The organism is Kitasatospora sp. NPDC085895 (assembly GCF_040702125.1).
Classification (GTDB): domain Bacteria; phylum Actinomycetota; class Actinomycetes; order Streptomycetales; family Streptomycetaceae; genus Kitasatospora; species Kitasatospora arboriphila.
This window is the reverse complement of sequence record NZ_JBFBJY010000043.1, coordinates 27816-54136: the sequence shown is the minus strand read 5'-3', so window position 1 is coordinate 54136 and position 26321 is coordinate 27816. Positions and strand designations below refer to the sequence as shown.

28 protein-coding genes, 1 tRNA gene and 2 pseudogenes are annotated in these 26321 nt (G+C 75.7%); 15 read left to right on the top strand and 16 right to left on the bottom strand.

Translation table 11 applies throughout. The annotated features are described in order from the left end of the window. Positions 1-12: 12 nt before the first annotated feature. Positions 13-348, bottom strand: coding sequence for a carboxymuconolactone decarboxylase (locus AB0442_RS24835; protein WP_363550294.1), 336 nt, complete (start codon positions 346-348; stop codon positions 13-15). A 451-nt stretch (positions 349-799) separates the two neighbouring features. Between AB0442_RS24835 and AB0442_RS24830 the strand changes: the two genes are divergently transcribed. Next, a complete protein-coding gene (locus AB0442_RS24830; RefSeq protein WP_344626994.1) occupies positions 800-1267 on the top strand; it encodes a nuclear transport factor 2 family protein in 468 nt (155 codons plus the stop codon). 19 nt (positions 1268-1286) lie between these two features. Here AB0442_RS24830 and AB0442_RS24825 read toward each other — a convergent pair whose 3' ends face one another. Then, a complete protein-coding gene (locus AB0442_RS24825) occupies positions 1287-1853 on the bottom strand; it encodes a TetR/AcrR family transcriptional regulator (protein ID WP_366165409.1) in 567 nt (188 codons plus the stop codon). 174 nt (positions 1854-2027) lie between these two features. Between AB0442_RS24825 and AB0442_RS24820 the strand changes: the two genes are divergently transcribed. Next, positions 2028-2750, top strand: coding sequence for a (2Fe-2S)-binding protein (locus AB0442_RS24820; RefSeq protein ID WP_366165407.1), 723 nt, complete (start codon positions 2028-2030; stop codon positions 2748-2750). A 24-nt stretch (positions 2751-2774) separates the two neighbouring features. Here AB0442_RS24820 and AB0442_RS24815 read toward each other — a convergent pair whose 3' ends face one another. Both AB0442_RS24815 and AB0442_RS24810 read right to left on the bottom strand, forming a co-directional pair. After that, a complete protein-coding gene (locus tag AB0442_RS24815; RefSeq protein ID WP_366165405.1) occupies positions 2775-3569 on the bottom strand; it encodes a helical backbone metal receptor in 795 nt (264 codons plus the stop codon). An 85-nt stretch (positions 3570-3654) separates the two neighbouring features. After that, the gene (locus tag AB0442_RS24810; protein ID WP_363544118.1) at positions 3655-4299 is read right to left on the bottom strand and encodes a TetR/AcrR family transcriptional regulator; all 645 of its coding nucleotides are present in this window, start codon (positions 4297-4299) and stop codon (positions 3655-3657) included. Between the two features lie 92 nt (positions 4300-4391). Between AB0442_RS24810 and AB0442_RS24805 the strand changes: the two genes are divergently transcribed. The 3 genes from AB0442_RS24805 to AB0442_RS24795 all read left to right on the top strand — a co-directional run bounded on the left by AB0442_RS24805 (position 4392) and on the right by AB0442_RS24795 (position 6252). Continuing rightward, complete coding sequence (locus tag AB0442_RS24805) at positions 4392-5336, top strand: beta-ketoacyl-ACP synthase III (RefSeq protein ID WP_363544120.1); 945 nt, start codon at positions 4392-4394, stop codon at positions 5334-5336. 73 nt (positions 5337-5409) lie between these two features. Then, positions 5410-5486: transfer RNA gene (locus tag AB0442_RS24800), tRNA-Met, on the top strand. Positions 5487-5577: 91 nt separating this feature from the next. Continuing rightward, entirely contained in the window at positions 5578-6252 is a 675-nt protein-coding gene (locus tag AB0442_RS24795) for an SUMF1/EgtB/PvdO family nonheme iron enzyme (RefSeq protein WP_366165403.1), read from the top strand. A gap of 33 nt (positions 6253-6285) precedes the next feature. Here AB0442_RS24795 and AB0442_RS24790 read toward each other — a convergent pair whose 3' ends face one another. Then, positions 6286-6876 carry a MarR family transcriptional regulator gene (locus AB0442_RS24790; RefSeq protein WP_366165402.1) on the bottom strand — a complete coding sequence of 197 codons (591 nt, stop codon included), beginning with the start codon at positions 6874-6876 and terminating at the stop codon, positions 6286-6288. Positions 6877-6956: 80 nt separating this feature from the next. Here AB0442_RS24790 and AB0442_RS24785 point away from each other — a divergent pair, with 80 nt between their 5' ends. The 4 genes from AB0442_RS24785 to AB0442_RS24770 all read left to right on the top strand — a co-directional run bounded on the left by AB0442_RS24785 (position 6957) and on the right by AB0442_RS24770 (position 9534). Next, positions 6957-7880 carry a DUF1028 domain-containing protein gene (locus AB0442_RS24785; protein ID WP_366165400.1) on the top strand — a complete coding sequence of 308 codons (924 nt, stop codon included), beginning with the start codon at positions 6957-6959 and terminating at the stop codon, positions 7878-7880. A 434-nt stretch (positions 7881-8314) separates the two neighbouring features. Beyond that, positions 8315-8479, top strand: a complete 165-nt coding sequence (locus AB0442_RS24780; protein ID WP_366165398.1) for a Beta-galactosidase C-terminal domain — start codon at positions 8315-8317, stop codon at positions 8477-8479. A gap of 108 nt (positions 8480-8587) precedes the next feature. Next, on the top strand, positions 8588-8758 hold the full coding sequence (locus tag AB0442_RS24775; RefSeq protein ID WP_366165396.1) for a hypothetical protein: 171 nt from the start codon (positions 8588-8590) through the stop codon (positions 8756-8758). After that, positions 8755-9534 carry a phosphatase PAP2 family protein gene (locus AB0442_RS24770; RefSeq protein WP_366165394.1) on the top strand — a complete coding sequence of 260 codons (780 nt, stop codon included), beginning with the start codon at positions 8755-8757 and terminating at the stop codon, positions 9532-9534. The genes AB0442_RS24775 and AB0442_RS24770 overlap by 4 nt, the downstream gene beginning before the upstream one ends. Before the next feature lie 768 nt (positions 9535-10302). On the opposite strand, the gene AB0442_RS24765 is transcribed toward AB0442_RS24770, so the two are convergent. Beyond that, positions 10303-10947 (bottom strand): TetR/AcrR family transcriptional regulator, encoded by a 645-nt coding sequence (locus tag AB0442_RS24765; RefSeq protein WP_366165392.1) that lies wholly within the window; start codon positions 10945-10947, stop codon positions 10303-10305. A gap of 84 nt (positions 10948-11031) precedes the next feature. Between AB0442_RS24765 and AB0442_RS24760 the strand changes: the two genes are divergently transcribed. After that, positions 11032-11697 carry a methyltransferase domain-containing protein gene (locus tag AB0442_RS24760; protein ID WP_366165391.1) on the top strand — a complete coding sequence of 222 codons (666 nt, stop codon included), beginning with the start codon at positions 11032-11034 and terminating at the stop codon, positions 11695-11697. Then, complete coding sequence (locus AB0442_RS24755; protein ID WP_366165390.1) at positions 11694-11918, top strand: hypothetical protein; 225 nt, start codon at positions 11694-11696, stop codon at positions 11916-11918. Before AB0442_RS24760 ends, AB0442_RS24755 begins: the two co-directional genes overlap by 4 nt. A gap of 39 nt (positions 11919-11957) precedes the next feature. Here AB0442_RS24755 and AB0442_RS24750 read toward each other — a convergent pair whose 3' ends face one another. The 4 genes from AB0442_RS24750 to AB0442_RS24735 all read right to left on the bottom strand — a co-directional run bounded on the left by AB0442_RS24750 (position 11958) and on the right by AB0442_RS24735 (position 14774). Further along, a complete protein-coding gene (locus AB0442_RS24750; protein ID WP_366165389.1) occupies positions 11958-12356 on the bottom strand; it encodes a hypothetical protein in 399 nt (132 codons plus the stop codon). Further along, positions 12353-13309, bottom strand: coding sequence for a M56 family metallopeptidase (locus AB0442_RS24745; protein WP_366165388.1), 957 nt, complete (start codon positions 13307-13309; stop codon positions 12353-12355). The genes AB0442_RS24750 and AB0442_RS24745 overlap by 4 nt, the downstream gene beginning before the upstream one ends. After that, positions 13306-13692, bottom strand: coding sequence for a BlaI/MecI/CopY family transcriptional regulator (locus AB0442_RS24740; protein ID WP_344628152.1), 387 nt, complete (start codon positions 13690-13692; stop codon positions 13306-13308). Before AB0442_RS24740 ends, AB0442_RS24745 begins: the two co-directional genes overlap by 4 nt. 245 nt (positions 13693-13937) lie before the next feature. Further along, positions 13938-14774 carry an undecaprenyl-diphosphate phosphatase gene (locus AB0442_RS24735; RefSeq protein ID WP_363544140.1) on the bottom strand — a complete coding sequence of 279 codons (837 nt, stop codon included), beginning with the start codon at positions 14772-14774 and terminating at the stop codon, positions 13938-13940. A gap of 479 nt (positions 14775-15253) precedes the next feature. On the opposite strand from AB0442_RS24735, the gene AB0442_RS24730 reads away from it, so the two are divergent. Beyond that, entirely contained in the window at positions 15254-16495 is a 1242-nt protein-coding gene (locus AB0442_RS24730) for a geranylgeranyl reductase family protein (RefSeq protein WP_366165435.1), read from the top strand. 141 nt (positions 16496-16636) lie between these two features. Here the strand turns inward: AB0442_RS24730 and AB0442_RS24725 are convergent, their stop codons facing one another. The 3 genes from AB0442_RS24725 to AB0442_RS24715 form a co-directional block, all read right to left on the bottom strand. Continuing rightward, entirely contained in the window at positions 16637-17542 is a 906-nt protein-coding gene (locus AB0442_RS24725) for a squalene/phytoene synthase family protein (RefSeq protein WP_366165387.1), read from the bottom strand. Between the two features lie 209 nt (positions 17543-17751). Next, positions 17752-17952 (bottom strand): hypothetical protein, encoded by a 201-nt coding sequence (locus AB0442_RS24720; protein ID WP_363544144.1) that lies wholly within the window; start codon positions 17950-17952, stop codon positions 17752-17754. 94 nt (positions 17953-18046) lie between these two features. Continuing rightward, positions 18047-18751, bottom strand: a complete 705-nt coding sequence (locus AB0442_RS24715) for a ribonuclease H (protein WP_366165386.1) — start codon at positions 18749-18751, stop codon at positions 18047-18049. Positions 18752-19147: 396 nt separating this feature from the next. Between AB0442_RS24715 and AB0442_RS24710 the strand changes: the two are divergent. After that, a pseudogene (locus tag AB0442_RS24710) lies at positions 19148-19765 on the top strand (serine protease); the annotation flags it as partial. Between the two features lie 210 nt (positions 19766-19975). Beyond that, positions 19976-20695 (top strand): annotated as a pseudogene (locus AB0442_RS24705) (putative Ig domain-containing protein); the annotation flags it as partial. Positions 20696-20829: 134 nt separating this feature from the next. On the opposite strand, the gene AB0442_RS24700 reads toward AB0442_RS24705, so the two are convergent. Then, complete coding sequence (locus tag AB0442_RS24700; RefSeq protein ID WP_366165384.1) at positions 20830-22386, bottom strand: PEP/pyruvate-binding domain-containing protein; 1557 nt, start codon at positions 22384-22386, stop codon at positions 20830-20832. Between the two features lie 17 nt (positions 22387-22403). Between AB0442_RS24700 and AB0442_RS24695 the strand changes: the two genes are divergently transcribed. Continuing rightward, entirely contained in the window at positions 22404-23030 is a 627-nt protein-coding gene (locus AB0442_RS24695; RefSeq protein WP_366165382.1) for a transcriptional regulator, read from the top strand. Between the two features lie 25 nt (positions 23031-23055). Here AB0442_RS24695 and AB0442_RS24690 read toward each other — a convergent pair whose 3' ends face one another. After that, positions 23056-23430, bottom strand: a complete 375-nt coding sequence (locus AB0442_RS24690; protein ID WP_366165381.1) for a hypothetical protein — start codon at positions 23428-23430, stop codon at positions 23056-23058. A gap of 184 nt (positions 23431-23614) precedes the next feature. Further along, entirely contained in the window at positions 23615-26104 is a 2490-nt protein-coding gene (locus AB0442_RS24685; RefSeq protein ID WP_366165379.1) for an RICIN domain-containing protein, read from the bottom strand. Between the last annotated feature and the right edge of the window lie 217 nt (positions 26105-26321).

The following is a 26321-nucleotide window of genomic DNA, read 5'->3' as shown; positions in this document are numbered from 1 at the left end:
GGTCGCGGCGGACTACTGGCCGTTCACCTGGGCCTGGATCTCGGCGTCTGCCACGGCGATGGCGACGCCGAGGGCCTCGGTGATGTGCCCGGCGGCGGACATCACCCGGGCCGTCCCCACGATCGGGGCGATGGCCACCAGGACGTCCTGCAGCTGGCTCGCGGTCACATTGGCCTCGACGGCCGGACCGAGGTGGGCGAGGTAGGAGATCGTCGGTGCGTCCATGGCGGCGAGCGCGGCGATCCGGGTGAGGATGAGCATGTCCTCGCTCATCCCGCACCGCTCGATCGAGTCGATCGTCATCGCGGCGAGGGTGTCCAGGACGGGCGTTTCGGACGTCGTAGGCATGGTCGACTGCCTTCCGAGGAGTGCGGAGCGGAACGGACCGCCGGGCGCGTGCACCCGTTCGGCCGCTTGCAGTCCGACCCTAGGTCAGCCGGCCGGATCACGCCGTCCCGGTGTCCGGCATCGGAGTGGTTCCGTCGGCGGGCCGGTGTGTCCGCGGCGGGAACCGGCCGCCGACAGGGTCTGCCGGACGGATCCGACGATCCTGCCCGCCGAGTCCCGCGGGCACTTCCCTGCACGGGTCCACCCGCGGCTCGCGGACCCGTACCGCGAGCACGTGTGCGCGGCGGCGGTGCCGGCCGCGGACAACACCGCGCAGCCGTCCCGGCGGGCGCCCGTCGGGCGGGTGACGGCAGGCCCGCGTTTGCGGGAGAGCGATCGTTCTCCTAGGGTGGGGCCATCGGGAGAACGATCGTTCTCTCGACTGGACGAGCCCGCGTGGCCGGAGGATCCCATGAGCAAGCGCCCGCCCCTGCCGCCGTTCACCGAGCAGAGCGCGATCGAGAAGGTCCGCCTCGCCGAGGACGGCTGGAACACCCGTGACCCCGAGCGGGTCGCCCTCGCCTACACCGTCGACTCGCGCTGGCGGAACCGCTCCGAGTTCGCCACCGGCCGCGACGAGATCGTCGCGTTCCTGACCCGCAAGTGGGCACGCGAGCACGAGTACCGCCTCGTCAAGGAGCTGTGGGCGTACGGGGAGCGGCGCATCGCGGTGCGGTTCGCCTACGAGTGGCACGACGACTCGGGCCGGTGGTACCGCTCGTACGGCAACGAGAACTGGGAGTTCGACGAGGACGGGCTGATGCGGGTGCGCCACGCCAGCATCAACGACCTGCCGATCGCGGAGGCCGACCGCAAGTACCGCTGGCCGCTCGGCCGCCGGCCCGACGACCACCCCGGTCTGAGCGAGCTGGGGCTCTGAGGCGCTCCCCGTCGGGGCGTCAGGCGGCGGCCGGTGCGGCGGACGCCAGCAGCGCGGCCGCCGCGTCGCGGGCCCGCAGGGCCACCTCGGGGGAGCCGGTGATCGCGGCGGTCGTCATGGCGCCCTCGGCCAGCAGGAACACCGGGTCGAGCAGGGACCGCGGCCGACCGGCCAGCCGCAGCAGCCCGCCGAGGTAGTCGCGCAGCGCGCCCTTGTGGGCCCGGACGGCCTCGGCGGCCGCCGGGTCGGTCGCGCCGAGTTCGCCGAAGGCGTTGACGAAGGCGCAGCCGCGGAAGTCCGGCTCGCCGAACCAGGCGTGCAGCCAGTCGAAGACCGCCAGGATCCGTTCGTCGCCCGCCGGCCGGGCGTCGGCGTACCCGGTGAGGGAGGCCAGCCAGCGGGTGTCCCGCCGATGCAGGTAGGCCAGCACCAGATCGGACTTGGACGGGAAGACCTGGTACAGCCGCTTGAGCGAGACGCCCGAGGCGGTGCGGATCTGGTCCACGCCGACGGCCTGGATGCCGCGCTCGTAGAAGAGCCGCTCGGCGGCGTCCAGCAGGCGCGTCCGGGCCTCGGCCTGGTCCATGGATCCCCCAGCGGTGTCGGAGAACGTTCGCTCTCCGACGAGCTTACGCCGTGGACCGTGCTGGTGTGCGAATGCGCCGCGGGAGCCGTCCCCGCCGGGTGCGGCGGACCCCGATTGCGCGGCCTACCGGGCCCCTGGTTGGCTTGCCGCGCAGGCCGGGAGGGAGAGGTGGCGATGGGGGTGTCCGAGGTGTGGGCGGCGGTCGGTCGGGTCGGGCCGTACTTCGCGGTGCGGACGGGCCAGGCGCCGCCGGCCGGGTTCCGGCCGCTGCGGGAGCTGTACGCCGCGGGGCCCGACGGGCCGCTCGCCGCGCGGATCGGGCAGGCCGCGCGCCAGATGGGCACCCGGGAGCCGCGGGTGGCGGCCTCGGTGGTGCACCTCGGCCTCGCCTCCCGGCTCTGGTCGGTGGCGCTCGGCGTCGCCGCGCTCGGCGGCGTCGTCCCGGACCTGCACCCCGACCGCGCCCACGGGACGCTGCCCGCCCGGGGAACCTTCGAGCTGTGGCTGCCGGACCGGCCGACCGCCGCGGACAGCCCGCTCGCCGACGGCCTCCGGCAGGCCGTGGCGGTGGAGAACCTCGCCCCGCTGGCCGCGGCCGTCCGTTCGGTCGCACCGGTGGCGGAACGCCTGCTCGACGGCAACGCCGCCTCGGCCCTGGTCGGCGCCGGCCGGGTGCTGGCCGCCGCGCCGTCCGTCCGGCACACCGGGGCCGCGCGCCGAGCCGAGGCACTCGTCCGGGACCTGCTGGACACCCCGCCGCTGGAGGGCGCCGGGAGCGTCACCGCCACGGACCGCCCGCTCGCCTTCCGGCGCAGCTCCTGCTGCCTCTACTACCGGGTGCCGGGCGGCGGGGTCTGCGGCGACTGCGTCTTCGACCGCCCGCCCGGCGCCCGGTGACACCCCCGGCGGACCGCCGGCGGCTCAGGACGGGGTCGCGGCGGCGAGAGCGGCGGTGAGGAGGGCGGGCGCCTCGGCCAGGGAGGGGCCGTACCAGGTGAGGTGGCGGCCGCTGACCAGGGCGGCCGGGACGCCGGGGAAGGCCTCCGGCCCGTCGGTCGCCGTGAAGCGGTAGGGCTCGTCCGGCAGGACCACCAACTCCGCTCCCGCGGCCTGCAGTTCGTCCAGCGGAACGGCCGGGTAGCGCTCGGCGTGGTCGGTGTACAGCTGGTGCACGCCGAGGCGGCGCAGCAGGTCGCCGGCGAAGGTGTCGCGGCCGAGCACCATCCACGGCCGCCGCCAGATCGGCACCACCGCGCGGCGCGGCGGCCCGGCCGGGACGGGCAGGTCGCGCCAGGCCCGCTGCGCCTCGTCGAGCCAGGCGGGCCGGGGCAGGCCGCAGGCGGTGGTGAGCAGCCGGTCGAGCGAGGCGAAGGCCTCGTCGAGGGTGCGGACCCGGGTGACCCAGACGGCGAGTCCGGCGTCGCGGAGCGCCGCGAGGTCGGGGGCGCGGTTCTCCTCCTCGTTGGCGATCACCAGGTCGGGGCGCAGCGCCGCGATCCGGGCGGTGTCCGGGTTCTTGGTGCCGCGGATCCGGGCCACGTCCAGCCCGGCCGGGTGGCTGCACCAGTCCGTGGCGCCGACCAGCAGCCCCGGGCGGGTCGCGGCGACCGCCTCGGTGAGCGAGGGCACCAGCGACACCACCCGGGAGACCGGGCCGAGCCGGACCGGCGTGCCCAGGTCGTCGCTGACGGTCCGTTCGGCGGAGGGAAGATCCATGCCGTCCACGGTAGCGGGGGGCGGCCCGGGCCTGCGTGCCGCCGCCGGTACCCGCGTCCCGGCCGCCGCCCGGGGCGGTGCCGGCTCAGGAGGCGCGGGAGGTGAGGGTCGGGTCCGCCGGGGCGCCCGGGCCGAGCAGGCGGTCCAGGCCGCGGCGGGTGCGCTCGGCGGCGCCGGGGGCGCCGAAGAGCTGGAGCTCCTGGTTCAGCGCCAGGTAGAGGCCGCCCAGCTCGTAGACGAGCTGCTCCGCGTCGGTGCCGGCCGGCAGCTCGCCCTCGGCGACGGCGGTGCGCACCTCCGCGGCCAGCCGGCGGCGCCAGACCCGCAGCAGCCGCCCGACCGCGTCGCGCACCGGCCCGCTGCGGGCGTCGAACTCGACGGCGGCGGTGGTGAACAGGCACCCGCCGGGGAAGGTGTCCCGGTCCGTCTCCAGGTAGGTGATCCACGCCTCGCAGACGGCCCGCAGTCGGGCCAGGCCGGGCGGCCGGTGCTCGGCGGGTGCCCACACCGTGCGGGAGAAGATCGCCGCCGCGCCGTCCAGCGCGGCGAGCTGCAGCGCCTCCTTGGTGCCGAAGTGGCCGAGCACGCCGGCCTTGCTCATGCCCAGGTCGGTGGCGAGGCGGCCGATGGTCAGCCCGTCCAGCCCGTCGACGGAGGCGATCGCAATGCCGTGCTCCAGGATGCGGTCCCTCGTTCTTCGGGCCTCGGCGACGGACTTGCGTGGACTCATGCCGTCATCGTATCCAGCCGCCTCCCGCTTAGCGTCCGACCGATCGGTTGCTATATTCCCGGGAACCGTCGCCGAGCCGAGGAGAAACCGGCATGCAGGGCAGTCGCATCACCGCACTCGGGCACTACCAGCCCGCCCGCGTCCTGACCAACGACGACCTCGCCGCGATGGTCGACACCAGCGACGAATGGATCCGCCGCCGCACCGGCATCGCCACCCGCCGGATCGCCGCCCCCGAGGAGACCGTCGCCGACATGGCCGCCGCCGCGGCCGAGAAGGCCCTCGCCGCGGCCGGCCTGGAACCCGCCGACATCGGCCTGATCACCGTCGCCACCTGCAGCGCGATCGACCGCTGCCCCTCCACCGCCGCCCAGGTCGCAGCCCGGCTCGCGATCCCCTCCGCCGTCGCCTTCGACCTCAACAACGGCTGCGCCGGCTTCTGCACCGCCCTCGCCACCGCCGACCACAGCCTGCGGGCCGGCGCCGCCCGGCACGCCCTGGTCATCGGCGCCGAGAAGATGTCCGACGTCACCGACTGGACGGACCGCAGCACCTGCGTCCTGCTCGGCGACGGCGCCGGCGCGGCCGTGCTCAGCGCCTCCGACACCGCCGGCATCGGCCCGGTCGCCTGGGGCTCCGACCCCTCCCGCGGCGGCGCCGTCCGGCTCGTCGACGACTGGCAGCCGCGGTTCGCCCAGGAGGGCCAGTCGGTGTTCCGCTGGGTCACCGGCGAACTGCCCGCCATCGCCCGCGAGGCCTGCGAACGCGCGGGCATCGCCCCGTCCGAGCTCACCGGCGTGGTCACCCACCAGGCCAACCTGCGGATCATCGAAGCCCTCGTCCGCCAGCTCGACCTGCCGTCGCACGTCCTGATCGCCCAGGACGTCGTCGAGTCCGGCAACACCTCGGCCGCCTCCGTGCCGCTCGCCCTCTCCAAGCTCACCGAGCGCGGCGAACTGCCCTCCGGCGCCCGCGTGCTCCTCCTCGCCTTCGGCGGCGGCCTCTCCTGGGCCGGACAGGTCGTCACCTGCCCCTGACGGGGGATCCACCAGCCCCGCAAGGAAAATGATGTCCCGTCAGCCAGAGCCCGCCGGTGCGGTGAACACCCATCGCCGGATGGAGCAGCTCGGTAGCTCGCTGGGCTCATAACCCAGAGGTCGTCGGTTCGAATCCGACTCCGGCCACCATCCCGAGGGCCCGGCGGGCACCCCTGCCGGGCCCTCGGCGCGACCGGAGAGAGCGCCCGCGGCGCCGTCGTCGACCCTAGGATGGTCGATCATGGACCTGAGCGCGCACCACACGATGATCGCCGTCCCCGCCGGTGAGGTCGTGCTCACCGACCGGCGCACGCAGCGCAGTTGGAGCGTCCGGCCGGCCCCGTACGAGCTCGCCGACGTGCCCGTCACCCGGGCCCTCTACGCCGAGGTCACCGGGCAGCGGCCGGGCCCGGCCCGTGGCGACCGGCTGCCCGTCGAGGGCGTCTCCTGGTGGGACGCCGTCCGGTTCTGCAACGCCCTCTCCGCCCGCGCGGGGCTGCGGCCCGCCTACCGGCTGCACGAGGACGGCGAGGGCATCGACCGGGACGCCTCCGCCGACGGCTACCGGCTGCCGACGGAGGCCGAGTGGGAGCACGCCTGCCGCGCCGGCACCGACGGACCGCACTACGGGCCGCTCGACGAGATCGCCTGGTACCGCGGCAACTCGGGGGAGCGCCCGCACGAGGTGGGCGGCAAGCGGCCCAACGCCTGGGGCTTCCACGACATGCTCGGCAACGTCTGGGACTGGTGCTGGGACGTCTACGACGCCGAGGTCTACGGCAGCTACCGGGTGCTGCGCGGCGGCGGCTGGTTCGACGAGCACTGGAGCTGCCGCGCCTCCGCCCGCCGCCGCAGCCACCCCACCTTCGCCGTCGACGACGTGGGCTTCCGCCTCGCCCGGTCCCTCCCCTCCTGATCCGCCGCCCCGCTGTCCCGTCGTCTCGGCGGGTCAGGGGGTCGGCGGCCCCGCGGGGGTGCCGGCCAGGTGTTCCTCCAGACGGCGCTGGTTGTCGACCAGGCGCAGGCACAGGTGCCGGAAGACGGCGAGGTCCTCCGGCGAGAAGCCCCGGAAGACGGCGGCCATGGCGCGCTGCGTCGGACCGCGGAAGGCCTCCAGCCAGGCCCGGCCCTCCGCCGTCAGGACCACCCGGACCGACCGCCGGTCCGCCGTGTCCCGGACCCGCCGCACCAGCCCGTCGCCCTCCAGCGTGTCGACCAGGCCGGTGACGTTGCGGGAACTGACCCCGCCGGACCGGGCGAGCTCCCCGATGGTCAGGCCCGCCCCGTCCCCGTCCCCCTCTGCCGTGGCCAGCCGGACGAGGACGTCCAGCGCCCCCGTGCTCAACCCGCGGCCGCCCGCGCCCAGTGCCCGCAGGCGGTCCACCGCCTGGGTGGCGGAGCGCAGCGCCGCCGCCGCCTCCAGGGCCCGGGTGTCGCCGTCCACCGCGAACGCCGCCATCGCGGCCCGGACCCCAGCATCGTAGAACCGGCCGTCGGCATCGGCCGACAGCTCCCTCGGAATATGTACGCCCTTCATCATGAAGCAGTACTCTAAGCCGGAAGCGAGGCGGACGGAAGGCCCACTGGTGGGTTCCGGCCGGAAGGCGGAGGATCTGAGCGATGGGCGCAACCCGGGGGCGGGAGGCCGCATTGACGTACTCGATCGTGGCGCGCGACCCCGAGACCGGCGAGCTCGGCGTCGCCGTCCAGTCGGCGGCACTCGCCGTCGGCACGCTCGTCCCCTGGGCCCGGCCCGGCGTCGGGGCGGTCGCCACCCAGGGCTTCACCGAGACCTCCCACGGCCCCCGCTGCCTCGACGGACTCGCCGCCGGGATGTCCGCCCCGGACACCCTCGCCGACGCCGTCGCCACCGACCCGGCCGCCGAGATGCGGCAGGTCGCCGTCGTCTCCGCCGACGGCACCCTCGCCGCCCGCACCGGCGCGCTCTGCGTCGACCACGCCGGCCACCTCATCGAGGACGGCTGCGCCGTCCAGGCCAACATGGCCGCCACCGACCGGGTCTGGCCCGCCATGGCCGAGGCCTACACCGCCGCCCGCGGACCCTTCCCGCACCGCCTGCTCACCGCGCTGCGCGCCGCCGAGGCCGCCGGCGGCGACGCCCGCGGCCGGATGTCCGCCGCCCTGCTGGTGGTGTCCGGCACCCGCGGCGAGCCCTGGCAGGGCCGGCTGGTCGACCTGCGGACGGACCGCTCCACCGACCCGCTCGGCGACCTCGCGCGGCTGCTCACCGCCGCCGACGCCTACCGGGGGTTCGACCGGGCCGTGGAATCGCTGTACGGCGGCGACCCGGACGGCGCCCTCCGGACGATCGACACCGCCCTGGCCTCCCTGCCCGGCGAACAGGGCCTGCGCTTCCTGCGGGCCGGAGCCCTGATGGCCCGCGGTGAGGCCGCCGCCGCCACCGACGAACTGCACGCCCTGCTCGCGGACCACCCCGGCTGGGAGACCGTGCTGCGCGGCTTCGCCGCCAAGGGCCTGCTGCCGCTGCCGCCCGGCACCACCGCCGACGACCTGCTGGAGTGAGCCGGTCGCCGCCGGACCCCCGAGTCGCCGTCCGGGCGGGAGCCGATGCGGTGTCAAGCCGGGCCGGGGCAGCTGCCGGTGGGGTCGATCGCGGTGGTGACGCGGTGTCCGATTCCGCGGAGCCGGCGCTGCCGGGCCAGGGTGGGGGGTCGAAGACGAGGCGGCCGTCCTCGCCGCCTGGGCGGCCCTCGGCCTGGCGCCGACCGTGGTCGGCGCGCGGTCGGCGTCCACGCACGCCGCAAGGAGTGCCCGGGCACCGCCGTCAACCTGCTGCCGCCGGTGCTGACCGCCACCGTGGCCCGGGGGTGCTTCGGCCCCCGGGCCTTCTGTTCCGGCACGGTCCGCGGGCTGAGGCCCCCCGGCTCCTCGACCGTGCCCTGTGCCGGGTCGCGGACGGACCGCCCGAGCGGGCGCTGCCGCACGACCTCGAGGTCGTGGAACAGGTCGGCGAACTCGGCCGCCACCTCCTCGCGATCAACCACGGCGACCGCGGGGCACAGGTGCCGCTGCCCGGCGCCGGCATGGAACTGCTCACCGGACTGCTGGTCGAAGGGGTGCTGGAGGTGCCGGCGGGTGCCGTCCGGGTGGTCCACCTGTGACGGGCGGGCGGGGCGGTGCGAGGCGGCCGCGCCTGTCGTCTACATTGATGTAGACGAGGTGCGGCGGTCCGCCGTCCCCGCGGCACCCCCCGGAGAGGTGTGGCCTGAATGTCGTCCCCTGCCGTCCTGGTACCGGACGCCTGCGGCGCGCCCGGCTCCCCGGTGCCGAGCGCCGACCGTTCGGGCATCGGTCGTCCGGTCGTCCGCCGTCCGGTCGTCGGCCGTTCGGACATCGGCCCTCCGGCCGGCGGTCGCCGCAGCGCCGAGGGCGGCCGGTGAGCGCCGTGGCCGACGCGGACCGGGCCGCCGCCCGCCCCGCCCGCGGGGAGCAGCCGACCGGGACGGACGCCCCGGCGGCGCGGCGCGGTGGCCGTACCGCCCTGGCCGTCCTGGTCGGAGCCTGGGCCGGATTCACCGCGCTGGCCGTGCTCTTCGCCGTCCACGGCACGGCACCGTTCGGCTGGGAACGGGACGCGGTCCAGTGGTCCGACGACCACCGGCCCGGCGCGGCCCGCATCGCGGCCTCCCTGGTCACGTCCTTCGGCAGCGCCCTCGTCCCGTACGCGGCGGCGATCGGGGCCGGTCTGCTCACGGCACGCCGCGTCCCGGCCGGACCGCGGAGACTGCTCGTCGCCCTCGCCCCGCTCGGATGGCTGGGTGTCGGCCAACTGCTGCGGACCCTGGTCATGCACGGCTCCGGCCGGCCCCGCCCCCCGGCCTCCGGATGGGCCGTATCGGCGAGCGGCTTCTCCTTCCCGTCCGGCCACACCTTCACCTCGGCCACCGCCTTCGGCCTGCTCGCCTGGGCGATCAGCCGGCACCTCGCGGCAACCGGCCGCCCACCCGCCACCCGCCGCCGGTGGGCCGCCGTGCTCCTCGGCCTCGCCGCCCTGGTGGGCCTGAGCCGGGTCTACCTCGCCGTGCACTGGCCGCTGGACGTCCTCGGCGGCTGGCTCCTCGCCGCCGGCTGGCTCGCCCTCGGGGCGCTGCTCGCCCGCCGCATCCCGTGGTGGCCGTCGGATCCGCCGCACCGGGCGGGGGCGGACGGGCCGTAGGGGTCGCGCCGATCGGCACCGTGTACGCGATCATCGGGCCGTGAGCGTTGACCGCCGGGCACCGCTGGGCGATTCCGAACGGGCCCGGTGGGGGGGCGTCCCCCGCCGGACCGTCGGGCCGCTGAGCTCCGGCACGGAGCGCGCCGACGCCGCCGCCGTCATGGCGGGGTGCGGCTTCACGGCGGAGCAGCGCGACATCGGGGCGTGGCAGGCGACGCACCGCTCCCAGTGGCGCGTCGCGTTCGGTAGGGGGTCCGTCGGGGCCGGTGGCCGGCAGTGACCTGCTACTTCGTCGAAGGCGCGGGTCTGACGTGCGTGCTCGTCGACGGCCTGACCGGGCCGCAGGTCATCCATGAGGGGATCCGGCTGACCGGCCGCGTCCCGTCGGAGCTCTCCGCGGAGATGGAGGCATTCGCGGTCGAGCACGACGTGGGGATCCCGGCCTGCCTCGGGGGTGGACCTGAGCTGCGAAGGCTTCGAGCTCGAACCGGGCGCGCAGCGTGCCGGCGACGCCGTCGTCAGCTGGGCCCTGTTCTTCGACACCGGAGAGATCGCGGGCACCTCCCGGGACATCGCCCCGGCCGAGGTCCGGCGCCGCTTCCAGGACGTTCCGAACCGCGGCGGAGGCGTCCTCCGACCCGGCCGCGCGGTCACGCCGGACCGCGTCGGCAAGGGGGCGGTACGGCCCCTGTCCGACGGGAACGCCCGGTCGCCGTTGCCGACCCGGCACGGAGGTCGGCCGTACCCCGTGGTTCTTCGAGCGATCCGTCAGGGGGTGGGGGAGTCGCCCACCAGCAACCGCAGGGTCAGCGCGCTGAGGGCGGCTTCGGTGTGCGTGGGGTCGGGGGCGACGGTCTGGCGGAAGCGCTGCGACGAGAGCAGGGAGATCAGCCACCAGGCGCCGGCGGCGGGGGCGACGTCGGGGCGGAGACTGCCGTCGGCGCGTCCCTGTTCGAGCAGGTCGGTGAGGGTGCGGGCGAGGGTCTGATTGCCGCGGCGGGCCGCCTCGAGGACCTCGGGTTCGCTGGTGAGGGTCATGGCGTCCTCGAAGAGCACGCCGACGGTGCCCCGGGCGTGCACCTGGGCGAGGTGCTCGGGGGCGAGGAGTTCGGCGAGCCAGGCACCGACGGTGGGGCAGCGGCCCGCCCAGGAGCGGAGTCCGTCCGACATGAGCGCGGCCGCGTGGTCGAGGACGGCCGCGAAGACGGCGGCCTTGGAGCCGAAGTTCTGGAACACGACCGGCTCGCTGACCCCGACCCGGCGGGCCACCTCGGACATCTTGCCGCGCTGGTAGCCGAGTTCGGAGAAGACCTCGGTGGCGGCGTCGAGGATCGACGCCCGGCGGTCCTCCGCGCTCAGGCGCGGGCGCCGGGCCTTCTGGGCGGCCTTCTGGGCGGGCTGGGGGGCGGGCACACCGGCATCCTATCGGCCCCTTGCCAGATAACTTAGTGGCGACTAAGTTGAAGTTGCTTAGTCGCCACTAAGAAAGGTTCCGGCATGGAACTCGCACGCTTCCTGCACGGCACGGCGGACTCCCGCACGGCCGGCCAGACCATCGGCCACGCCCGCGCCTACGAGGCCTTCGGCGCGGTGTTCTTCGGCGGACGCCGCCGCCGCGTCTACACCCGCCTCGCCGAGCTGTCCGGCGCCCGGCCCGGGGACCGCGCCCTGGACGTCGGCTGCGGCACCGGCTACCTCACGCTGCGCCTCGCCGACGCCGTCACCCCGACGGGCCGCGCGGTCGGCGTGGACCCGTCCGCCGAGGTCCTCGCCCACGCCCGGCGCAGCGCCGCCGACCGCCGCCACTGCACCTTCACCGACGGCATCGCCGAGGAACTCCCGGCGGGCGACGGCGAGTTCGACGTGGTGGCCAGCAGCCTGATGGTCCACCACCTGCCCGAGGACGTCCGCGAGCGGGCCGTCGCCGAGATGCGCCGCGTGCTGCGGCCCGGCGGGCGGCTGCTGCTCGCCGACTTCCGCCCGCCGACGGGTCAGGTCGCCCGCCACCTGGTCGGTGCCGTCACCGGGCCGGTGATGGAGCACAACCCCGTCCACCTGCTGCGGCCGCTGGTGGAGCAGGCCGGCTTCACCGAGGTCCGGACGGGCGACCTGCGCCCCTGGATCCACTACGTGCAGGCGGTCAACCCGGGGTCGTCCGCATGACGGCCGCCGTGCGGACGGGCGGTGCCCTGCGGGCGAACCGGGCGCTGCGGATCGGGGCGGTAGCCCTGGTCGCCGGCGGCCTCGGGTTCCACCTGTGGCTCGGCACCAAGGTCCCGCTGGTCGCCGTCCCGGTCGGTCTGGCCTGCCACCTCGCCGCCGGGGTGGCGGCCCGCCGGGTGCTGCGCGACCGGGCGCGCCCGCCCCGGGCGGGGAACGGGTAGCGGGCAGTCGGGCCCGGGGCCTGACCCTGGCCCGGGAGGTCAGCCGTCCGTGGGGCCGGCGAGGACGTGGAGGTTGAAGGGGACCATGCCGTTGTCGTGTTCCCGGACGGTGAAGCCCGCGCTCGTCAGGACGGCGAGGAGGGCCGTGCACATGGCCGCGTGCGTCCCGCCGGACCGCCGGGCCGACGGGTGTTCGAGGTCGTTGCGCATCATCGCGGCGACCGTGTCGGCCCGCAGCTGCGGGCCCGTCCACCAGGTGACGACCACCTCGGGTGCCAGGCCGAAGAAGTGCCGGTTCCAGGTGTCGACCCGGACCTGGGCGCCGCCGCCGGCGGGCTCCTCGTCCGGGCCGGGGTCGACCACCCGCAGGCCCGCCGCGGTGAGGGCGTCGCGGACGCGCCGGGCGAGTCGCTCGGCCGCGTCCAGCGGGTCGGTCACCGGCCGGCCGGGGCGGCGGGGGAGGTGGTGGCCTGGCCCTGTTCGACGTACTCGTGGAGGTCGTAGGCGGAGCCGAGGCCGGTGGCGGCGGTGGTGCCGACGACGGCGAGCAGGCCGGCCACGACCAGGTGGAGGAGGCGGCCCCGGGGGCCCCGCGGGGCGGGGGCCAGCAGCGCGGCGACGCGGACCGGGACCGGTCCGGTGTGGGCGGCGGGGAGGGCGGCCCCGCGCGGTGCCCGGCGGCTGGAGGCTGCGGCGAGGGCGCCGCGGGCGACGGCGCGGGCGGCGAGCGGGCGGTCGCCGACGGCCCGGGCGGCCTCCTCGTCGGCCCAGCGCTCCAGGTGGAGGTCGAGCGGGGCGCGCAGTGCGCGCAGTGCGGGGTGTACCGCGCCCGCGACCTGGACGGCGCGGGAGAAGACGTGGTGGCGGCCGGTCAGGTGGGCACGCTCGTGGGCGATCAGGACGTGGCGTTCGCGGGCGTCCAGGGCGGTGAGCATGCCGGAGGTCACGACGACCAGCCCCGGTCGGCCGGGCAGCGCGAAGGCCTCGGCGGCGGCGTCCGGCACCACGACGGTGCCGTCCTCCACGGCGAAGCCGGCCACCGCGCGGCGGGCCGCGGCGAGCTGGGCGCGCTGCACGGCCAGGGCCCGGCCGGCCGCGGTCACGACGGCGGCGAGCAGCAGGCCCGCGGCCGTGGCCACCGGTACCGCGGCAGGGGAGGTCGCGGCGAGCCAGGCGAGCGGCAGGCGTCCGGCGGCGGCCAGCCACGGCAGGTGCAGCAGCCCGGCCAGGAGCAGCACGGACAGGCCGACCGCCGTACCGGCGGCGAGCAGCGCGGCGCAGCAGGCGACCGCGAGGGCCGCCCAACGCGGGGTGAGCCGGGCGGCGAGCGCCCGGACGGCGGGAGCGGCGAGCCAGGGCAGCAGGAGTGCGGCCAGGGCGGGTGTGTTCACGCCCGCTCCGGGGTGCCGCCGGCGTCGGCGAGCAGGCTGCGCAGCAGGGCCTCGTCGCCCGGGCCGAGCGCGGAGACGAAGTGCCGCAGCACGCTGTCGCGGTCGGCACCCTTGCTGAGCTCGGTGTGCATCCGGGAGGCGACCATGCCTGAGGCGTCCTGGGCGGCGGCGTACACGTAGCCGCGACCGGCCCGCTCGCGGTGGACGAGGTCCTTCTCGTGGAGCCGGGTCAGGATCGTGGTGACGGTGGTGCGGGCGAGGGCGCTGCCGAGTGCGTCGTTGACCTCGCCCGGACTGAGCGGCCGGTCGGCCTCCCAGAGGACGGCGAGGACGTCGGACTCCAGCTGCCCGTGCGGGCGCCTCGTCGCTGCGGCGTCGGACATTCCCGGTGTTCCCCTCTCCCCGTCGGACCGCGCCCGGGGCCGTGGCGGCGGCTCGGTCTCCAGGCTACGCGGCGGTGTGCGCGGCCGGGGGCGCGGTGCGGTCGGGGGTGCGTGCGGTCGACGGTGTCGACCGGGCGGACGGACGGAGGCGCTGCGGGCCGGATCCGGTGCGGCGCGCAGCCGGTGCGGACACGGCGCGGGCGGCCGCCCGGGTGGTGGGCGGCCGCCCGTTGCGGCGGTGCGGATCAGGCGTTCAGGACGCCGGTGCCGAGCAGGCCGAGCAGCAGCACGCCGACGACGATCCGGTAGGCCACGAAGGCGTTGAAGGAGTGCTTGGCGACGTACTTCAGCAGCCAGGCGATCGAGGCGTACGCGACGACGAAGGAGACCGCCGTGCCGACGATCAGCGGCAGCGGGTCGACGCCGGCGCCGAGGGCGTCCTTGAGCTCGTACAGGCCGGCGCCGGTGAGGGCCGGGATGCCGAGGAAGAAGGAGAGCCGGGTGGCGGCGACCCGCTCCAGGTCGAGCATCAGACCGGCCGACATGGTCGCGCCGGAGCGGGAGAAGCCCGGGAAGAGCAGGGCGAGGATCTGGGCGGAGCCGACGATCATGGCGTCCTTGAGGCCGGTGTCGTCCTCGCCGCGCTTGAGGCGGCTCATCTGGTCGGCCGCCCACATGACGCCGCTGCCGACGATCAGCGAGCCGGCGACCACCCACAGGGAGGCGAGCGGGCCCTCGATCAGCGGCTTGGCGGCGAGGCCGACGACCACGATCGGGATGGTCGCGTAGATCACCCACCACGCGAACTTGTAGTCGTGGTGGTACCGCTCCTCCTTGTTCACCAGACCGCGGCCCCAGGCGCCGACGATCCGGGTGATGTCCTTGAGGAAGTAGAGCAGCACGGCCGCGATCGCGCCGACCTGGATGACGGCGGTGAAGCCGACCACCGACGTGTCGTCGACCGGGATGCCCATCAGGCCCTCGGTGATCTTCAGGTGGCCGGTGGAGGAGATCGGCAGGAACTCCGTCACTCCCTCCACCACGCCGAGGACGACGGCTTGACCGACGGTGATCACGCTCACGTGGGACCCTTCCCGGATCTCGACCCTGCGGGCGGGCCACCGCCCGCACGTCTACGAGAATGTAGACGTCCTGGGTCGCGGAGGTCCACCCGGGTCGGCGTGGCGTGCGCCCGGGCCTCCGCGGGCGGCGTGCGGGCCGCCCGTCCGGCCCGCGGACGGGTGCCGCCGCCGGGGCGCGGCCCGCCGTCGACCGGCCGCGCCTGCCGCCCCGCGCCCCCGCCGCCGTGCCACGATCGTGTGGTGAGGATCACAGCCGGCGGCGCGGCGCCCCCGGTGGGTAGGGATCAGGCATTCGCACGGTGCACAGGCGCACTCAGGAGGAGACCGTGAGGCCACCGGCGCAGAACCCGCCGACACCGCAGGACCCCGAGACACCGCAGAACCCCGACCACGCGACCGCCGCCGGGGCCCCCGAGCCCCGGACGTCGCCCGACACCCCCGACGCCCACGAACCGGCCGACGGCGAGGAGGCCCGGGTCATCGTGGTGGGCGCCGGACCCGCCGGCGCGTCCACCGCCGTCCACCTCGCCCGCGCCGGCGTCGACGTCCTGCTGCTGGAGAAGAGCCGCTTCCCGCGCGACAAGGTCTGCGGCGACGGCCTGACCCCCCGCGGCGTCCACCAGCTCCTGCGGATGGGCGTCGACATCGACGGCCCCGGCTGGATGCGCTCCCGCGGCATGCGCTGGGTCTGCGCAGGCCGCCAGGTCACCATCGACTGGCCCGACCTCGGCCGCTACCCCGACTTCGGCCTCACCCGCAGCCGCCACGACTTCGACGACATCCTCGCCCGGCACGCCGAGGCCTCCGGCGCCCGGCTCCGGCTCGGCGTCAGGGCCACCGGCCCGGTCACCGACCGCGCCGGACGGATCACCGGCGTCACCGCCACCGGACCGGACGGCAGACCCGTCACCTACCGCGCACCACTGGTCGTCGCCGCCGAGGGCGCCTCCGCCCGCACCGCCATCGCCATGGGCCTGGAACGCGACCCCCGGCGCGCCCTCGCCACCGCCGCCCGCCGCTACTACCGCAGCCCCGAACTCTCCAAGGACGAGTACCTGGAGCTCTGGGCCGACCTGCGCTGCGCCCGCACCGGCCGCGACCTGCCCGGCTACGGTTGGATCTTCCCGCTCGGCGACGGACGGGTCAACGTCGGCCTCGGCGCGCTCCCGCACCGCGACCACGGCACCATCGACCTCCGCGCCACCCTCGACCAGTGGCTCGCCCGGCTGCCCCGCCACTGGGGCCTCAACGAGCAGAACGCCGACTCGCCGCTGCGCAGCGCCGCCCTGCCGATGGGCTTCAACCGCCACCCCCAGTACAGCCGCGGCCTGCTGCTGGTCGGCGACAGCGCCGGGATGATCAGCCCCTGGAGCGGCGAGGGCATCGCCCAGGCCATGGAGGCCGCCGAGGTCGCCGCCGAGGCCGTCGTCCTCGCGCTCACCCGACCCGACGGGCCCCGCCGCGACCAGGCACTGCAGCGCTACCCCGCCGAGATCCGGCGCCGCTGGGGCCGGTACTACCGGCTCGGCAACACCGCCGGTGACCTGGTGTTCAGCCGCTTCGGCTACCGGCCGATCCTCAACGGCCAGGTCATGTCCCGGCCGGGCCTGCTGGCCTCGCTCGCCCGGCTGCTCACCCACCTGATGGAGGACCCGCCGCGGGACACCGCGGACCATGTCCTGAACGCCCTGGTCAAGGCCGTTCCGCTGCGCCGCCGCTGACGCGGCGCGGGCGGGGCAGGGGCGGGACTCGACGCGGCGGGGTCGCGCGCACGGAAGGGCGGACGTGGCCGTTCCCGCGCGTGGCCCCGCCCTGCGCCCGCCCGGCAGCGCGTCCGGCCGCCCGCAGGGCCGGGAGCGGGCTCAGCGGGCCAGGCGGTCGTGCTCCAGCTCGCGGGCGTCCGGGCGGCGGGCCGCGCCCAGCAGGGCCAGCAGGCCCGTGGCGGAGTCGCGGACGGGACCCTCGGCGACGCCCGCGCCGGCCCGGCGGACCGCCGCCAGCCGCCGGCGGGCCAGCCGCAGCGCCATCCGGCTCAGCGGGCGGTACTCCGCGGGCACCTCCAGGATCGCGTCCGCCTGCAGCAGCGCCTTCTCGGCCAGGTCCGCGAGGTCCGCCACCAGGTGCTCGACGCCGTCCGTGCGGCGCCCGGCCGCCAGGTCCTCCCGGGTCACCCGGTGGTCGGCGAGGCTCTGTTCGGGCAGGTACAGCCGGCCCCCGCGCAGGTCCTCGGCCAGGTCGATCAGGAAGTCCAGCCGCTGCCACGCGTCGGCGAGCGCCCGGCCGGCCGCGGCGTACCGTTCGTCCCCGCCGCCGACGTGCACCAGCCCGGCGGTCAGCATGGTGAACGGCCAGGACAGCCGGTCGACGTACGCCTGGTAGTCGGCCTCGGTCGCGAAACCGGTGAAGTCCAGGTCGGCCCGCGCACCGGCGAGGTAGTCCTCGATCCAGTGCCGGGGCAGCCCGCGCAGCCGCACCGAGTGCGCGAAGGCCCGCGCCAGCGGCTGTCCGCACTCCTCACCGGCCAGCGCCGCACCGACCTGGTCCCGCCAGTGCGCGAACCGCTCGGCCCGGACCTGCGGCGCCCCCTGGTCGCACAGGTCGTCGGTGTAGCAGGCGAACGCGTAGCCGGCGACGGCGTGCGGCTGGTACGCCGCGACACCGAGCAGCCGCACCGCGGCGAACAGCGCGGGCTCGCGACGGCGCAGGAACCGGGCGGCCTCCCCGTAGTCCCGGGCCAGCGCAGCACCGTCCGCTCCGGAACCGCTCACTTCGGCCACTCCGGCCACTCCGGCCTCGACGAGACACCGCCGCCACGCATACACCCGGACACCTCTCCACCCACCGCACAGGAACGCATCCATGATCGGTGACGCCCTGGGGCCGGGCCGCACCGGGCCACCCACCTGGGGTTTCCCCGCCGTCCGGGCGCGCCTCGGCGCGCCCCCCGACCGGACGGGGCGGGGCGCTGCGGTGCCGCTCAGTCCGGCTCGTCGTCCTTGGTCGGCGGGTGCGGGTACACGGCGGACGACGGACCCATCAGGTCGTCGTCGCCGCCGTACTGGGCCGCGTCCTGCCGGCGCGCGGCGGACTCGCGGTGGTGGGGAGGCGAGGCATCGAGGGCGGACCACTCCGGGTCCGTCACGTCGGCCGGCCGGTGCTGTGCGGGATTGCTGCTCATCGGACTCTCCGCCCCTGCTGGTCCCGATGCTCCCGATGCTACGCCGGGCCCGGGGCCGGGCCCCGGGCGCCGGGCACACCGGGGTCGGCGGCCGTCACACGCAGTCCGGGTGCCCCCAGCTCTCGCCGACCCGGGTGATCCGCTCGCCCTTGCCGTACCCGCGCCCGCACGGGCAGGTGCCGGGGAAGCGGGCGGCGAGGGTCCGCCGGGCCCCGCCGGACGACGCGGCCGCACCGGAGGCGCCGGTAGCGCCGGAGGCCGGGCGGGAGGTGCGGGGGCGGCGGGCCGGGCGGGCCGGCCGTTCGGCGACCGGGTCGGGCACCGGCAGGTCCTCGGCGGTGCCGTCGCCGCCCTGCTGGGTGCGGGCGGCGTCGCTGGCCGCCTTGTCGGCGATCGCGTTGAGCGGGTCGCCGTCGACCCGGTGCGCGGCGACGTGGACGAAGGAGACCTCACGGTCCGCCAGCAGCGCGTCGATCCGCTGGATCAGCTCCTGGTTGGCGACCGGCGAGCCCGAGGCCGTCCGCCAGCCGTTCCGCTTCCAGCCCGGCAGCCACTTGGTGACCGCGTCCCGGGTGTAGGTGCTGTCCAGTCGCACCTCCAGCGGCACCGCCGGGTCCGTGGCGGCCAGCAGCCGCTCCAGCGCGGTGAGTTCGCCGATGTTGTTGGTGCTCCGGCCCAGCGCACCGGACTGCCAGCGCTGTGGGGCGCCCGCGGCGTCCGCCAGGACCCAGGCCCATCCGGCCGGGCCGGGATTGCCCTTGGCGGCACCGTCGCAGGCTGCAATGACTCGTTCGACCATGCCCCGATCCTTTCATCGGTCGGGCGGTGCTCCGTGCCGCCGGCCGGGGGTCGGCAGGTTCCGACCGCGTGATCGATTTCCGGTCAATCTTGCCGCGCACGGCAGGGTCTGGACCTCTGCGCGACCGGCCGCCCGTGCGGAGCAGGGCGAAGTCCGGTGGGCCGGCACCGGCCCGCCGGTGCGCGCCGCGGCGGGAGGCGCCCGCTTGCGGGGGCTGGGCGGGAGTCGTCCGGATTTGGCCGTGGCCACTTCGCGCGGTTCGGGCGCGGCCGGGCGCCGTCGGTGAACGGCCTTTTCCGCCGGGGTGGTTGACCCTCTTGAAGCGGCCATGGCAGTTTCGTGCGGCCCGCGTGCGCAACCGGTCGCGCGTCGGCACATCCCCCACAAGGAGACCCCATGTTCAAGGGACTCGCCGCCGGAATAGGCGCGGTCGCGATCGCCGCAGGCACGGTGACCGCGGCGGCCGTGCCCGCGCACGCCGTCCAGGCGGGCGATCTGACGGCCACCATCGCGCTGAGCAACTGTTCCGCCTCGCTCGTCCGGTACCCCGCATCGGTCGACACCGACCGGGCGATGATGCTCACCAACGGCCACTGCCTGCCGACCATGCCCGCCTCGGGCGTGGTGATCCAGAACCAGACCGCCAGCCGCAGCGGCACCCTGCTCAGCCCCTCCGGCTCCTCGCTCGGCACCGTCTCGGCCGACAAGGTGCTGTACGCCACCATGACCGGCACCGACGTGGCGCTGTACCAGCTGACCGACACCTTCTCGTCGATCCTCAGCAAGTACGGCGTCACCGCGCTGACCATCAGCGACACCCACCCGGTCGACGGCTCGGCGATGTTCATCCCGTCCTCGTACTGGAAGCAGACCTGGAACTGCTCCATCAACGGGTTCGTCCCGACCCTGCGCGAGGACGAGTGGACCTGGCACGACTCGCTCCGCTACAGCGCCGGCTGCAACACCACGCACGGCACCTCCGGTTCGCCGATCGTCGACGCCGCCTCCAAGAAGGTCGTCGGCATCAACAACACCGGCAACGACGACGGCGCGATGTGCACCCTCAACAACCCGTGCGAGGTGGCCGCCGACGGCACCACCACCGCCACCAAGGGCCAGAGCTACGGCGAAGAGACCTACTGGTTCACCACCTGCCTCGGCGCCGGGCGGGCCATCGACCTCAACGTCGCGGGCTGCCTGCTCACCAAGCCCGCCGGCAGCGGCACCGTCACGGTGACCAACCCCGGCAACCAGACCACCGCGCTGAACGGCACCGCCGACCTGCAGATCGCGGCCTCCGGCGGCACCGCCCCGCTCACCTTCAGTGCCACCGGCCTGCCGACCGGTCTGTCGATCAGCAGCTCCGGCAGGATCACCGGCACCGCCACCGCGGCCGGCACCTACAACGTGACCGTCACGGCCAAGGACGCCGCCAACAAGACCGGCTCCACCGCCTTCACCTGGACGGTCTCCGGCAGCATCAGCTGCGTCCCGGCCCAGCTGCTCGGCAACGCCGGCTTCGAGACCGGCACCGCCGCCCCCTGGACGACCACCAGCGGCGTCGTCGACAACAGTGCCTCCCAGGCCGCCCACTCCGGCTCCTGGAAGGCCTGGCTGAACGGCTACGGCTCCTCCCACACGGACAGCGCCGCACAGACCGTCAGCATCCCGGCCGGCTGCAAGGCCACGCTCAGCTACTGGCTGCACATCGACACGGCGGAGACCAGCACCACCACCGCCTACGACAAGCTGACCGTCACGGTCAACGGCACCACGGTGGCCACCTGGTCCAACCTCAACAAGAACACCGGGTACGGCCAGAAGACGGTCGACCTGTCCTCGTACGCGGGCCAGTCGGTCACCGTGAAGTTCAACGGCGTCGAGGACTCCTCGCTGCAGACGAGCTTCGTGATCGACGACACCGCGATCCAGACCGGCCCCTGACCGGCGCCCGACCGGCCCGAAGGCGTACGGATGCCTCATGGGGGCTCCTGAGTCGACCTCCGTCGAAGACGTCTCCTTGCACCCGGGCCCGGCCGCAGCAGCGGCCGGGCCCGGTCCGTCCGAGGCCCGGGCCCTCAGGACCCGCCGGCGGCCTCGTCGGCCCAGGCGAGGAAGCGGCGCAGGTACGGGTCGTCCGCGGCCGCCGCGACCGGCGGCGAGCCGAGGACGGCCAGGCCCAGGCCTCCGTCGAGGGTGACGACCGCGCCCTCCGGCACCGTCCGGGCGCCGACCCGCAGACAGCCGCCCGCGACGTCCACCGCCAGGCCCGCCGCGCCGACCACCGCCGGCCGGCCCATCGCCCGGGCGACGACCGCCGCGTGGCTCGCCGGCCCGCCGAGCGCGGTCAGCACGCCCGCGGCGGCGGCCAGGCCGTGCAGGTCCAGCGGAGAGGTCTGCGGCCGCACCAGCACGACCGGCCCGTCCGCAGCCATCCGGACGGCAGCGTCGGCCGTCAGCGCCACCCGGCCACCCGCCACCCCCGGCGAGGCACCGAGACCGCGGACGAGCAGGTCCGTGTCGTCGGCGAGCGCGATCCGCGGGGTGGCGGCGTCCCGCAGCCGGCCGGGGGCGACCCGGCGCAGCGCCTCGTCCCGGGAGATCACCCCGCGGTCGGCGAGGTCGACCGCCACCCTCGCGCCGGCCGCGCCGGCGAAGCGGCCGGCCCGCAGCTGCAGCAGCCACAACCGGCCGGCCTCGAAGGTGAACTCCAGGTAGCAGGCATCGCGGCAGTGCCGCTCGCCGAGCTCCAGCGCCTCCAGCAGGCCGGCCATGACCCGCGGCTCCTGCGCGGCGAGGTCGGCGAGCGGGCGGACGGCGGCGCCGCCGGAGACGACGTCCTCGCCCTGACGGCCGAACAGGACGTCGCCGCGGGGCACCGGTTCGCCGGTGGCCGGGTCCCGGCTGAACGCCACCCCGGTGCCGCTGTGCCGCCCGCGGTTGCCGAACACCATCGCCTGCACGGTGACGGCGGTGCCGAGCCCGTCCGGAATGCCGTTCAGCGCGCGGTAGGTGCGTGCCCGCGGTGAGTCCCAGGACCGGAAAACGGCGGCGACGGACTGCGCCAACTGCTCCCGCGCGTGGTCGAGCACCGGCTCGCCGAGGTGCCGGCGCACCGCCTCCGCGGCCGCCGCGAGTCGCTCCCCGTCGCTGCCCCCGCAGCCCCCGGAGCCCGCGGGGTCGGCGGGCCGGCCCGTGGCGGCGGCGACGAGCCCGGTGAGCAGGCGCAGCCGGGAGTCGCGGACGAACTCCGGTTCACCCGTTTCGGCGACCAGCGCCTCGGCGGCCCCGCCGGTCAGACCGACGTCGAGCACGGTCGCCATCATGCCGGGCATCGGGACGGCGGCGCCCGAGCGGACGGCCACCAGCAGCGGCCGCCGCCCGTCGAACCGCCGCCCGCCGAACCGCCGGCCGGTGGCGGCCTCCAGCGCGGTGACCGCGGCGGCGAGCTCCTCGGTCAGGCCGTCCGGCAGCCGTCCGTCCCGCAGGAAGGCCCGGCAGGCCGCGGTGCCGATCACGAAGCCCGGCGGCACCGGCAGCCCCAGCCGCAGCAGCGCCACCAGGCCGTGCGCCTTGCCGCCGAGGACGTCCGCCGGCTCCCGGAGGTCCGCCGACAGCGGGTGGATCCACCTCACCGCTGTAGCATACGGGCGTGCCCGAGCTGCCCCACCGCACCAGCCCCGACCTGCTGGTTCTCCACACCCTGCGCTGCACCGGATTCGCCGAACTCGCCCGGGCGGCCGAGGCCGCGGGCCTCCCCGAGGCCGACGTGGAGTCCGAGCTGATCGACCTGGCGGTGGCCGGGCTGGTCACCCGGATCTCCGGCCCCTTCGGCGGCTGGGGCCTGACCGAGGCCGGCCGCGCCGCCGACGCCGAACGGATCGCCGCCGAACTCGCGGCCTCCGCGTCCCGGAAGCCCGTCGCCGAGGCCTACGAGCGCTTCCTCGTCCTCAACCCGGAACTCCTCGACCTCTGCACGGCCTGGCAGACCCGCCCGGTCGACGGCGCGATGGCCCTCAACGACCACGCCGACACCACCTACGACACCCTCGTGCTGACCCGGCTGACCGACCTCGACCGCCGGGCCGCCGAGGTCTGCGCCGAGCTGTCGGCCGTCCTGCACCGCTTCGCCCGCTACCGGGAGCGGCTGGCCGGCGCGCTCGGCCGCGCCCACGCGGGCGAGCGGGGCGCCGTCACCGAGAGCACCGACTCGTATCACGCCGTCTGGTTCCAGCTGCACGAGGACCTGCTGACCACCCTCGGCATCCCCCGCCACTGAGCCGCCCGGCGGCCCGCTGCGCCGTTCAGCGGTCGTCGGACCAGTCCGCGTCGACCGGCGGGACACCGGTGGCCAGCACGTGGCCGACGATCCGCAGGCCCTCCGGGAGCGGCACGGTCTCCGTGTCGGGGTACTCGTCGTGCTGACCGCTCGTCAGGACGAAGCCGGTGCTGCGGCCGGCGGCCAGCGGATCCACGGCGTGCCCGCCCGGGTCGCCCTCGGGATCGAGCAGCAGCACCATCGCGCGCTCGCCGTTGCTGACGACGCCCAGCGACCGGCCGGAGGAGGCGGCCAGCCAGGTCTCCAAACGTCCCGCGGCGATCCGACCGCGCAGCAGGTCGAGCGCCGCCTCGACCGTCGCCGGAGCGGTGCCGTCGTCGAAGACCCAGGACTCGCCCATGTCTTCGACCCTCTCACAGCAGGCTCCGGCCCGCGCCGCCCGCGCCGCCCGCGCCGCCCGCACGGCCCGCGCCGCCCGCGCCGCCCGCACGGCCCGCATCGCCCCGGGCAACGGCGGTGCTCGGCCGCAGACACCGGGAGGGCCCCGCGGTCGACCTCCCCGCGGGGCCCTGCGGACCGTTCGGTCAGCCGACCGTCCAGCGCTGCAGCGCCGAGCCGGTGTCCGCCTGCTGGGTCACCGCCGCGCCGTCCGCGGTGGAGGCGGTGGTGAGCAGCAGGCCGCTCTTCTGCGAGCTGATCCGGTATCCGCCGCTCACGGCGGTCACCACCCAGCGCTGGTTGCTGCCGCCGGTGCAGGTCCACTGGATGACCTGGGCGCCGGCCGCGGTCGAGCCGCCGCTGACGTCCATGCAGAGGTTCGACTCACCGTTGGTGATCTGGTAGCTGCCGTCCGCCTGCGCGGTGAAGACCCAGGTCTGGTTCGGGCCGCCGTTCGGTGTCCAGGTCACCAACCGGGTGCCGGCGGCGGTCGAGTGGTTCGGGTCGTCGAGCGCCTTGCCGGAGGCGGTCAGCGTGTGGCTGCCCGCGAGCGCCGGGTTGACGGCCCAGGTGAAGGTGGTCGAGCCGGTGGCCGTCCCGGAGGAGGCGGTGACCGTCACCGTCGACGATCCGGTGGCCGTGGGCGTCCCGGTGATCAGACCGCCCGCGCCGATCGTCAGGCCGGCGGGCAGGCCGGTCGCCGAGAAGGTGAGCGTCCTGTTCGCGGAGTCGCTGCCGGTGAGCTGCAGGGAGACCGCGGTGTTCACCTTGGTGGACTGGTCGCCCGGGTCGGTGACGGTGACGGTCTCGGCCGCCGCGCCGACGGCCGTCAGCGTCAGTGCCTGCTCGTCCGCGCTGCGCCCGCCGCCGACGCCGCTGCCGCCGGTGTCCGTCCAGCTGCGGACGGGCGTGGTCTCGGCGAGCCGGCCGGCCGCCGGGGTCAGGCCGAGGACGAGGCCGCTGTAGCGGTTGACCAGCTTGACGGTGCCGGTGGCCGTGCCGGAGGCGGTGGTGCCCGGGATCACCCACCACTGCTGGCCGACGGCGGGCCCGTTCGCGGGGGCGGCGGTGGCGGTGGGCAGTGCGCCCCAGGCCCGGCCGGCGACGGCGCCTGAGTCCACGCCGAGCAGCCGGCCGGTGGAGCCGTTGGCGATCCGGTAGGAGCCGTCGCCGTTGGCGGCGAAGGTCCACGACTCCAGGGCGGAGCCGGTGGCGGAGGCCAGCGAGGTGGTCGCCGAGCCGCCGGAGACCTGGGCGAGGACCCGGCCGTTGGCGCCGGCGATCCGGTAGGACCTGGAGGGGTCGACGGGCGGCGCGGCGGCGGCCGAGGCGCCGACGGTGACGTCCACGTACTGGCCGGAGGCCCCGCCGGAGCAGCCGAACGCGCAGTACGAGCGGAAGGTCCGGCCGGTGATCGTGGAACTGGTGCGGTTGGCGCCGTCGAGGAACCAGCGGTACCAGGACGCGGTGCGGTAGCTGCCGGTGTCGCCGAGCAGGAACCACTTCTGGGTGGCGAGGTCGGCGGTGGCGTAGAACTGCTGCGGTGCGTTGCCGCTCTGGTCGACGGCCTGCGGTTCGCCGATGTAGAGGCCGAGGTGGGCGTTCCAGGTGACGTCCATGACGAACAGCGGCGAGGTCGCGGGCATCGTCCCGGCGGCGATCTGCTGGGCCGCGGTGCCGGTGTTCGCCGGGTCGTACTCGCCCGTCACCGGGGTGTACCCGGTGGTGCCGGACGGGCCGACGGGCACCATGTTGCTCTCCCGGCCGCCCACCCCGGGCTGCGACCAGGCGCCGTCGTACCACTTCTGCCAACTGCCGGGCGCCATCTTGGCGGAGAGCGGGGCGCGCGCCGCGTGCTCGTAGAAGGCCTTCCAGCCACCGGACTTGTCGACCACGCGCGAGCCGTAGAAGACGTAGAAGTACCCGGAGGCGGTGTCGACGAACAGCCGCTGGTCGCCGTCGCCGTAGGAGTACGTCTGGTGGGGGAAGGCCGTGGTGTCGCCGCGGGCGGTGCTGTACGGCGAGGTGATGACGTGGTCCCGGATCGTCCAGGTCCTCCCCTGGTCGGTGGAGACGGCGTAGTCGATGGCGTCGAAGTGCAGGCCGTCGCCGAACGGTTGCGGGGTGAACTCGTTGTGCACCAGCCCGTACCAGTCGCCGGTGTCCGGGTCGACCCAGACGCCCGCGAGGTCGCAGTAGTTCTTGTGCGCGTAGCTGCCGGAGCCGGCCGCGGGCGTCGCCGTCCGGCCCGTCGGGCTGTTGTCGCACCGCCAGGTGGTGTCGTCGTTCCGGTCGTCGGAGTTGGCCGGGTTCACGGCGTTGCTGACGGCGGACGAGCGGGTGGCGGTGTCGAAGTCGGTGCCGGTGAAGAAGTCCCAGTAGCGCGGGTCGTTCGCGCCGTACAGCGCGGCGGACTGCTGGAACCAGAAGGTGCCGTCCTTGTCGACGTACGGCGCCGCCGGGGTGTCGGTGGGGTGGCCGTACGTCGCCGGTGCGCCGACCGAGACGGTGTAGGTGGTTCCGGCGGGCGGTGCGGCGGCGGGGTCGGCCGCGGCCGTCGGTGCGCCGGCGCCGGCCAGTGCCAGGGCGGCAGCGGCCAGCCCGGCCGTGAGGATGCTGCGCAGGGGTGTGGGCACGGAGGCTCCTTCCGTGGCGGTGCACGGTGGTGGGGGATCGGTGGGGGTCGGCGCCGGGGCCCGCCCACGGCGCCGCCGAGCGCGCTCATGCTTGAAGATGCTCATTAGGGCTCGTTTGAAAGCAGCTTCAAGCACACCGTGGCAGCGTGCCGACAAGGGTGTCAAGGGTCGCGCCGCAGCCGTCCGCAGAGCTGCCCGAAACCCGGCCCACCAGCGA